Annotated in this window: 8 protein-coding genes and 1 pseudogene; 2 read left to right on the top strand and 7 right to left on the bottom strand. The window is 34.8% G+C overall.

Annotated features, from left to right (window positions below):
• Positions 1-47: 47 nt before the first annotated feature.
• A complete protein-coding gene (locus tag G5B32_RS16270) occupies positions 48-755 on the bottom strand; it encodes a lytic transglycosylase domain-containing protein (protein WP_240899083.1) in 708 nt (235 codons plus the stop codon).
• A gap of 286 nt (positions 756-1,041) precedes the next feature.
• Here G5B32_RS16270 and G5B32_RS16265 point away from each other — a divergent pair, with 286 nt between their 5' ends.
• Positions 1,042-2,349 carry a pseudouridine synthase gene (locus G5B32_RS16265; RefSeq protein ID WP_165292551.1) on the top strand — a complete coding sequence of 436 codons (1,308 nt, stop codon included), beginning with the start codon at positions 1,042-1,044 and terminating at the stop codon, positions 2,347-2,349.
• 101 nt (positions 2,350-2,450) lie between these two features.
• The gene (locus G5B32_RS16260) at positions 2,451-2,921 is read left to right on the top strand and encodes a nucleoside triphosphate pyrophosphohydrolase family protein (RefSeq protein ID WP_165292550.1); all 471 of its coding nucleotides are present in this window, start codon (positions 2,451-2,453) and stop codon (positions 2,919-2,921) included.
• Positions 2,922-3,096: 175 nt separating this feature from the next.
• Here the strand turns inward: G5B32_RS16260 and G5B32_RS16255 are convergent.
• From G5B32_RS16255 to G5B32_RS16230, 6 genes and pseudogenes are all read right to left on the bottom strand, one after another.
• Positions 3,097-4,203: pseudogene (locus G5B32_RS16255) on the bottom strand (IS256 family transposase).
• 212 nt (positions 4,204-4,415) lie between these two features.
• Positions 4,416-4,745: a hypothetical protein gene (locus tag G5B32_RS16250; RefSeq protein WP_165292549.1), complete on the bottom strand. Its 330-nt coding sequence runs from the start codon at positions 4,743-4,745 to the stop codon at positions 4,416-4,418.
• 52 nt (positions 4,746-4,797) lie between these two features.
• Entirely contained in the window at positions 4,798-5,529 is a 732-nt protein-coding gene (gene istB / locus G5B32_RS16245; protein ID WP_160070400.1) for an IS21-like element helper ATPase IstB, read from the bottom strand.
• A gap of 23 nt (positions 5,530-5,552) precedes the next feature.
• Positions 5,553-7,097, bottom strand: coding sequence for an IS21 family transposase (gene istA / locus G5B32_RS16240; protein ID WP_206366937.1), 1,545 nt, complete (start codon positions 7,095-7,097; stop codon positions 5,553-5,555).
• A gap of 183 nt (positions 7,098-7,280) precedes the next feature.
• Entirely contained in the window at positions 7,281-7,985 is a 705-nt protein-coding gene (locus G5B32_RS16235) for a hypothetical protein (RefSeq protein WP_165292548.1), read from the bottom strand.
• Between the two features lie 72 nt (positions 7,986-8,057).
• Positions 8,058-9,005, bottom strand: coding sequence for a TIGR01212 family radical SAM protein (locus G5B32_RS16230; protein ID WP_165292547.1), 948 nt, complete (start codon positions 9,003-9,005; stop codon positions 8,058-8,060).
• Between the last annotated feature and the right edge of the window lie 81 nt (positions 9,006-9,086).

Genomic DNA, 9,086 nt, shown 5'->3' with positions numbered 1-9,086 from the left:
TCCTCAATAATTTCAAGCCTTTTCTTGTGTATATAGTAATTGATATTTTAAATTTTATAACCGTACATCCTTGGATTTTCGATCACTTCTTTTACAGAAATAATCTTGTACACATAAGACGCTGTTTCGCCATTTAATCTCAATTTGTAATAATCGTCTTTTTTCTGATTACGAATGGAAGACTTGAGACTTCCGCCACCTACATTATAGGCTGCAGCGACTAAAGTCCAATCGCCAAATTCCTCGTAAAGAGATTTTAGGTATCTCGCTGCGGCGTGTGTCGATTTGATAAAATCTTTACGTTCATCCACGTTGCCATTGACTTTAAGTCCATAAAGACGCGCTGTAGTAGGCATAAATTGCCAATAACCACCAGCCCCTTTGTGAGAACTTACACGAGGATCCAATCCACTTTCTACGATTGGAATATATTTAAAATCTTCCGGTATGCCGTATGATTTTAGTATCTTGGCTATTTTAGGCAAATACTTATCCGCACGATTGTGCATCTCATGCGAGCGTACTTTTTTGAAAGAAAATTTAGCTAAATACTGACTTAATTTACTTTTTACTTTTACGTCCTCTGTGGGTACACTTGCTTCAGCAAAAGTTAGAGAACTAAAATATGCTTTGCTGTTGTTGCGTGGAGATTTTGCTTCCTCCTTTAGCCTAGCGGCATGCTCCAACATGATTTGTTTATACGGGTTTTCTATGGAAATCCCTTGGGGTCTTGATTGCAACTTCGATAAAACCATTATCGATAATATTGCGGTAAAACACAGTACTCTTTTTTTAATCATTCACTTCCTTACTGCTATCTATCCACGATTAACTAATCGATCAAAAATAGCTTGGTCCATTTATGCTGCGCCAAAGGTACAAACTATTTGCTTATATTCCAAATAGTTACAAAGTCGCCATTTTTAAGTAGCTTCAGAATCGTGCTTTAAACCGCTTTAGGGTAAACAATTTACGAATTAAAAAAAACTTAATTATATCATTATTTTGTGTAACTTTGTACCTCAATTTTTATATAAAATTATGCCATTCAAAAGTCAAAGGAACAGTCGCGAGGACAACTCCAGAAAAAGTAGAAGCAACTCAGAAAGCTTCAGATCGAAAGATAATTCTAATAAAAAATTCGGTAACAAATCCGAATCTTTTGGAAAGTCTTCTTTCAGCAAAGACAGAAAAGAAGATAATAAATCATTCGGAAAATCATCTTTTTCAAAATTCAATAAAGAAGATAAAAAATCATTCGGTCGCTCTTCATACTATAAATCTAGCGATAGAGACGATAACAAATCATACGGAAAATCTTTCTCAAAAGACGGAAGCGATAGAAGATCATCGTTCAACAAACCATTTAATAAAGAAGGTGGAAACGAAAGAAAATCTTTCGACAGAAAAACATTCGGGAAGTCTTTTGATAAAGAAGGTGGGTCAGAAAGAAGATCTTTCGACAAAAAACCTTTCAAAAAATCATTCGAAAAAGAAGGTTATACTAAGAATAGAAGACCTGAGCCTACTTCAGAGTACCAAGAACAAAGAGAGAAAAACGATTTTAAATATTCAGCGAATAGAAAATTCAGACCGGCTAATAAACCAGCTAACAAAGAAGCAGCTGACGACGGTTTGATTCGTTTGAATAGATATATCTCAAACGCGGGTATTTGCTCACGTCGCAAAGCGGATGAGTTAATTACTGCGGGAGTAGTTTCTGTTAACGGAGAAGTTGTTACTTCATTAGGAACTAAAGTAGATCCAGCTAAAGACGAAATTCGTTACAATAACGAGCGTCTCAAGCGTGAAAAAATGGTTTATGTTTTATTAAACAAACCAAAAGATTATATCACGACTACAGATGATCCTCAAGAACGCCGTACAGTAATGCAATTGGTTGCTAAAGCGACTAAAGAGCGTATTTACCCAGTTGGACGTTTGGACAGAAATACAACAGGTTTATTATTATTAACAAATGATGGTAACCTAGCGGAGAAACTTTCTCATCCAAGAAATAATGTTACAAAGATCTACCAAGTAGAGTTAAATAAAAACTTGACTCAAGGTGATTTTAACAAAATTCAATTTGGTATTGAGTTAGAAGATGGTCTTATTAAACCAGATGATTTGAGCTATGTTGCTGGAGCATCTAAACGTGAAGTAGGTATCCAAATTCACTCAGGTAAAAATCGTATCGTAAGACGGATTTTCGAATCCTTAGGTTATGAGGTTATAAAATTAGACCGCGTAGTATACGCTAACCTAACGAAGAAAGATTTACCACGTGGACGTTGGAGATATTTAGAAGAGAAAGAATTGATTCAATTAAAACACTTCGTAAAATAAAAACAATAAAGTCTCGGAAAATTCGAGACTTTATTGTTTTTAGAGGTTTATAATTACGCCTAAAGATTTGTATTTTTATAGCTTAATAGATTTTAATAAACATGACAGACCCTAAATCGTTAACATCTGTAGCTGAATTTCATAAAACGTTTCAGCATCCTATATTAGATACACCAGAAATTCCTTCTGAATCAAGATGCAAACTACGTGTTTCTCTAATTGCTGAGGAATTAAAAGAGTTAGAAGAAGCTATTGAAGCCAAAGATATCGTAGAGATTGCGGATGCATTGTGTGACATTCAGTACGTATTGTCTGGCGCTGTATTGGAATTTGGATTAGGTGATAAATTCAATACGCTATTCGAAGAAGTTCAACGCTCTAACATGAGTAAAGCCTGCAAATCTTTAGAAGAAGCAGAAGCTACTATGAAATACTATAAAGAAGAAAAAGGAGTGGATTCGTATTATAAGGAAGTAGATGGTTTATTCTTGGTTTTCCGTGAAGGAGACAACAAAACATTGAAATCAATCAATTACTCACCTGCAGATTTGAAATCAATCGTAGAGCAATAAAAAAAAGCGACTAAAAGTCGCTTTTTTTGGGACTGTCTCACAAACTGTGTAAATTAAAAATATGGAGTTCAGTTGTTTAGTTACAATTGGACTCTTTTTTCAAATAATGTTAAGAACTGATTTAGGATAATACCCCAATTATGAATAGGCATTGTCCATTTTTTAAAGATTTCTCTCAAAGCCAAATTACTGATTTCATGACAGCTTCATCCGTAGGAAACGAAAGTTTGTTTTTCGTGTATTTGCGGATTTTTCCATTCATATTTTCAATAATATTGGTGGTATAAATGATTTTTCGGATTTCTAAAGGGAATTGGTAAAACACAGTCAGTTCATCCCAATTTTCTCGCCAAGATTTAATCGCATAAGGATATTTTGATTCCCATTTTTGGGCAAAACTATCTTATGCAGCCTGTGCGGCTTGTTTGTTTGGAGCATCATAAATGGGTTTCATATCATCTGTAAATGCCTTTTTATCCTTCCAAACAACATATCTACAGGCATTACGGATTTGATGAACTACACAGATTTCCGTGTTACTTTCGGGGAATACCGAGCGGATAGTGTTTGTAAAACCATTAAGATTATCAGTAGCTGTAATGAGCATATCTTCTACACCTCGAGCTTTCAAATCAGTCAAAATTCCCATCCAAAAGCTTGCACTTTCATTCTTACCCAGCCACATACCCAATACCTCTTTGTAACCCTCTCGATTCAAACCTACGGCTAAATAAATGGTTTTGTTAACCACTTTGGAATTCTCACGAACTTTGAAAACAATACCATCCATCCAAACAATAAGATAAACGTTATCTAAAGGACGATTTTGCCAGGCTACAACATCTTCAGCGACGCGCTCTGTGATGCGCGAAATAGTAGCTTCGGAAACCTGAAAATTATACACATCGCGAAGCATATCTTCGATATCCATAACACTCATGCCTTTGGCATAAAGAGAAACGATGACATTCTCAACGCCATCTATAATATTCTTGCCCTTAGGAACAATGATAGGATTGAAACTCCCTTCACGGTCTCTAGGAACTTGAATTTCAATATCACCTTGATCTCCTCTGACCTTTTTACTGGTGTGGCCATTGCGAGAATTCCTCTCTTCACTACGAGCATGTTTATCATAGCCTAAATGACCATCTAATTCTCCTTCTAGCATCTGAGAGACTGCTCGACCTTGTAACTCTCTAAAGAATTGTTGTAAGTCGGCTCCGTCCTTAAAACTCCTTAAGAACTCTTTGTCGTTTAATAATGATTCTCTATCGATCATAATAATAACGTTATGTAAATAAAAATGTGGAATCCAATTATTTATGAACCCCACATTTTTATTTACACACTTTATAAGACAGTGTCCTTTTTTTTATTGCTCTACTTTTTCAAAAATATCATAATTGAGCTTATATTTCAGTGTTGACATATCACTCAATTTATACATTGTAAAAGACAAAGGGTAATTAACAGCATTTGTATTTTGCTTATCTAGCACAATGAATTCTTTAATGAAATCACGAATTTGCGAAGCCCCTTTTCCAAACTTAAAAAACTCGTATTACTACCACTGTCTCTCCTATAAATCAACAAATTACTAGAATCCAAAACAGCTATATCTGCATTATCTAATGCAGAATTTTCAATTAGTTTGTCATAAACTTTGTTAAACGCCTGTCGAGTAGAATCACTTTCAGCTAAAAAGATCGATTCATTGCCATATGTTACAGATGATATGTAATAAGGATCAATATTTTCATTCTTCAATTCCTGATGATTATTCCGAACAAAGTACACCAGCTGTTCCGCTGTAAAGTACACCAGTTTTTAACCAATAATTTGGACTTATTGCCACTGGATTTATAGTTCAAACTTAGTTATTTTTTTTCTTTCTTAATGATTTTCCTTTCAAAGGTAATCTATGGGCACAAGCTGTCAATCTGTCCATTATAGCATCACTCAACGTTGGTTCATTAATGAAATCATACCATGCTTCTACCGGTAATTGAGAGGTGATTATTACGGAGCTATTTCCATATCTGTCTTCCAGTATATCTAATAAAGCCAACCTTGTGTCTGCATCAATAGCCTTTAGTCCAAAGTCATCAAGTATGAGTAACCTTTGGTTCGCAATAGTTTTTATCCACTTTAAATAGGTTCCGTCTAATCTTGCTTGAGTTACTGTATCCATAAATTTATTCATGGAAAAGTATAATGTTCTATATCCAAGCATACATGCCGACCGACCAAATGCACAAGCTAAATAGCTTTTGCCTGAGCCAGTTGCGCCCGTTATAAGTACATTTTCACCTCTAGTAATAAAAGTTCCATCTGATAACCTCAGGATTTGTTCACGCGTAATTCCTCTTTCGTTATTACAGATTATTTCTTCAGGAAGTGCATTGTACCTTAATCGACTAGCTTTAAGATATTTTTGTGTTCTACCATGGTCCCTAAACTCTACCTCAGCATGTACCATTGAGCCAATTAGTTCGTGTATGTCTTGTTGTTCATGTACGGGTAAAGACGCGACAGCTTCGTAACGTTTAGCCATTCCGGCAAGTCGTAAAAATTTGAGGTGTTGAATTGTTTGATCTATATTCATAATGTATTTATTTATATTTTCTGTTATTTATATTCATCTGCACCTCTAATATTGCTATGGTGAGGAATGCTATATTGAGGATTCTGATCACCGTCCTTTTCTAACAAGTCCATATTGTTTTCAATAATATTTTTAATAATCATATAGTTGAAGCGATGTCCTTTGAGCCCCCTTCGACAAGCATTTTCTATACGATCTGGGTAGAGTGATGCTAAGCGTAAAAGGCCTTGACAGGCTTGATAAGTTTGATCTATGATAAGTTTGCTATCCATTACTTTTTGAAAGTAGTCTTTGGTTGCTGGACCATATTTTTCTGCTTTAACGAGATACTCTTCAGGGCTCCATAAAGAACGATTAAGTACGTGTTGATGGTGTGGTGGGCAATGGTCGATTTGCGTACTATAACCATGCTTTTTATAACTTCGTTTATGAAAAGCTATTCGGTTGTTTTCGCTATATATCTCTACTAATTCAGTACAATAAATAACATTTACAGTCTTACCAATATATTTATAGGGAACACTGTAAAAATGCCAATCCTCACCAATGACTACATGATAGTTCTGTTGTACTTTGCCTTTAGTATAGTTCTTGGCGACATATTGATTATCTGGCATCCGCTTGAGCGTAGGCTTCTCTTTGTCGAAGAATAATTCTTTACGACTAAAGGTTTTACGTTGGAAGTTTTTATCATGATGAGAATTAAGCTTATCCCATATGGCACTATTTAAAGAAAATAAACTTGTAAATGTTTCATTACGCAAGGGGCCATAGACACGTAAATAAGCTATTCTTACTCCTCCCTCAACAGAAGGTTTGTCTTTTGGTTTAGTAGGTCTAGCAGCTAAAAGAGCAATGTTATTATGATTGGCCCATTGTTCAATCATATCTACAAAAGTAGGTTCATACCGATTACTACGCTTTACCCATTGCTTCATATTATCGGATTTAACAGAAAGAGGTACACCACCAAAATATGCTAGTGCATTATTAAGTGCTTTTACTACTTGAGGTAAACTAGCATTAGGAAGGGCTTCAACATAACTATATCCACTATACGGAAGAACGGCTACAAAAACAGGGCATTCAATAAGTTCTCCAGTGCTTGTGTCGACATAGTGAAGTTTATCTCCTGCAAAATCAATTTCTAAAAGTCTACCTGGCTCATGATCAAAATGCATAGTAGAATTACCTTTACGCAAATGATCCTGTAAAAGTTCACAGAATCTAGAATAACCAAAACCATCCGGGTATTCAGAAATATATTCTTGCCACAACAATTGACGAGTTACACCTACACGGCGAAGTTCAGTAGTAAAATATTCATAATGGGATTCTAAATGTAATTGTCTTGCATCTTTTACTACAGTCTCCTTTTTATCAATATTGAGATAAACTTGAAGATCATGGTCATTAAACAATAGAAGCTCCTGGATGCTTAGTCCGCTAGCAGTAAAGGTTTTAATATACCCAGCTATCGTCCGTCTATTTATACCTGTCTCTCTTTCTATTGATCGTTGAGAAAAACCACGCTCGACAAACAGTAATATCTGTCTAATTTTTTGCATACTTAGAGGTTTATTTGCCATAATTAGGAATATATCTGATCCCTAACTTAGCAATCATTTTATCTAAATATCCAGTGGTGTACTTTGTCGCGGAATAATTGGTGTAGTATGCGCCGGAATGTCAGTTCAAAATATACATAAGATTATTCTAACTGATGAATCAAACCTGTACAACGCTATTAATTAGTGGTGTACTTTGGAGCGGAATGACTGGTGTACTTTGCTGTGGAATGGTGGTGTAGTATGGTCCGGAATATTCACCTGAAGATATTCCTGATCATATAAGGTATGAATTTCTTGAATATCAGTATAAATATCCAGATACTCTAACTTAGCATATCTAGATATTGCATTTTTCTTACGAATATATGTAGAATCATTTATCGCAACTAAATCCTTAATAGCCTTATAAACACCACTATTTACTATGTAATATTGAATAATACCATAGTCAAAAAATGTCTCCGAACTGAAACTAAGATTATTAGAACCTGGCTTAAATTTCTTGGCATAAGAAAACATGCTTTGATATGAAGGAATATGAGTTTCTAAATCAGCAGTAAAACTGTTTGTTAGAAAATATATTTTATCAGACTTTTCTTTATCTGGAAGATGAGTCAGTTCAAAGCCTTTTGATGTGTCACCCAATGACCAAACACTGCCGAGATAAAAACTGGAAGCAGAATTTAAGTCAATTTTAAAATTTGTTAAGTCAGTCGTTTTTGACTTTTTAATTATTAGAGGTTTCGGTGGTATATTGGTGTTATCCTCTTTATTATCTACAGTGTCGACGATTGTAGGAGAAACTGAGTCATTATTATCAGGTGAACAAGATGTATAAAAAATAGTATATAGTACTAATAAAACGAAATATTTTGGATTTCCCATAATGTTAGCAATGATTTACTTAAAGATAACATTATTTCTCCAGGAAAACGTAAGTTAACGTAGTGTAAATATTTAAACCAAATACATACTTCCTTGTTGAACACCTCGAGCTTCTAATCCCTTATCAATATAAGTCTGAATTCCCGATTTCTTCAATCCCCAATTTGGAGCAATCAATAAATCTTGATCCGCTATCCCAAACACTCGTTGAATAATAATATCAGGTCTTAATAAAGGAATAAATTTAGCTAGGAACTCAGTATACTCTTCCATAGAGAACAATTTGAAAGGTTCACGCTTATACTTAACGCCCATAATAGAACCTTCTACAATGTGCAAATGGTGTAGTTTTACGAATTTAATCTGCGGATGCCTATTAATTTCCTCAGCATACTTAAGCATCATATCTTCTGTCTCCCAAGGAAAACCAAAAATGGTATGCACACACAATTCCAATTTTGTGTTTTCCAGCATTTTCATGGTAGAAAGAAACTCATCATGCGAACAGCCTCTATTGATACGTTCTAAGGTATCATTATATATAGATTCCATACCCATTTCTAAGTCTACATCCAATCTATCAGTATACGATTCTAATAGAGCTATCTTCTCAAAATCTAAGCAGTCAGGGCGTGTACCAACTGATAAACCTAAAGTATTTTCAGGATCAATACTTAGAGCTTCATCATACATCATTTTAAGCAAATGTGTAGGCGCATAAGTGTTTGTATTAGGTTGAAAATAGATAATGAATTTCTCAGCACCATAGCTATTGCGTGCACGTTCAATACCATTTTCTACCTGCTCACGGATAGATGGTATTTTACGGGCTGTATCAGGCGTAAACGAGTCAACATTACAATAAGTACAGCCTCCATAACCTTTACTTCCGTCACGATTAGGACATGTAAAATTACCATCAACGATAACTTTAAATACCTTTTGCCCGTTATATTTCTCTTTCAAATAAGCTCCGTAATGATTATACGGCTTAATACCATTGTCTAATGCTGTTCCCATTCGGATACAAAGATACTGAATTGTTATGGATAATATTCTACAAACGCAAAAAAGCCTTACCACTGTTGTGATAAAGCTTTT

Origin of the sequence: Sphingobacterium sp. SGL-16 (assembly GCF_011043515.1) — a bacterium.
In the GTDB taxonomy this organism is placed as follows: domain Bacteria; phylum Bacteroidota; class Bacteroidia; order Sphingobacteriales; family Sphingobacteriaceae; genus Sphingobacterium; species Sphingobacterium litopenaei.
The sequence above is the reverse complement of the archived record's forward strand: the minus strand, read 5'-3'. Positions and strand labels throughout refer to the sequence as shown.